We start from the raw sequence: 612 nt of genomic DNA, 5'->3' as shown, positions 1-612 counted from the left end.
GCAAAAAGCATTACAAAACATAGAGTAGCAAAACCCTCAAATTCTACGAAAAAAAGAGTTTGGGGGAGTTAGAAACAAAATATTGAGATAGGAGGGAAATTTATATCCAGGGAAGCTAACAAAATGGATAAGAGAAATCGTCTTCTGGCCGCTGCCCGGCAGGCATTCGCTGAAAAAGGGTTCGGAAAGACAACTATAGATGAAATAGTTGACAGAGCTCGGGTGGCAAAAGGTACTTTCTACCTGTATTTCAAGAACAAAGAACATGTCTTTAAAGAGTTAGTATTATTACTGGAAAAACATTACGAATACTTAAAGCAAGAAATGCAGTCAAGGCATAATTTTGAGGACAAGCTGTATGTTTACACGGAGAGATATTTTTCGTTTCTGGAGGAAAATAAGGACCTGGCCAGGATAGGGCTCTTTAACTTTGACCATGTCGATGAAAGTCTAAAGAAGTGGTTTGTCCGGTTGCAGGCATTTCAGGTCGATTCTATTAAGGATGCATATTCCGGAGCAAACTGGACAGTAATTCCGAATTAAACTGGACACCAAATCCGATTTAAATTGGACACCGATTCCGATCCTAACTGGACACCAATTCCGACTCAA

General features: G+C 39.7%; 1 protein-coding gene. It reads left to right on the top strand.

What is annotated here, in order from left to right; all coding sequences use genetic code 11:
* Positions 1 to 123: 123 nt before the first annotated feature.
* The gene (locus tag KKC1_RS09015) at positions 124 to 543 is read left to right on the top strand and encodes a TetR/AcrR family transcriptional regulator (protein WP_088554136.1); all 420 of its coding nucleotides are present in this window, start codon (positions 124 to 126) and stop codon (positions 541 to 543) included.
* Positions 544 to 612: the final 69 nt, after the last annotated feature.

This window comes from Calderihabitans maritimus, from assembly GCF_002207765.1.
Taxonomy (GTDB): Bacteria; Bacillota; KKC1; order Calderihabitantales; family Calderihabitantaceae; genus Calderihabitans; species Calderihabitans maritimus.
This window is presented reverse-complemented; position numbering and strand designations above follow the sequence as displayed.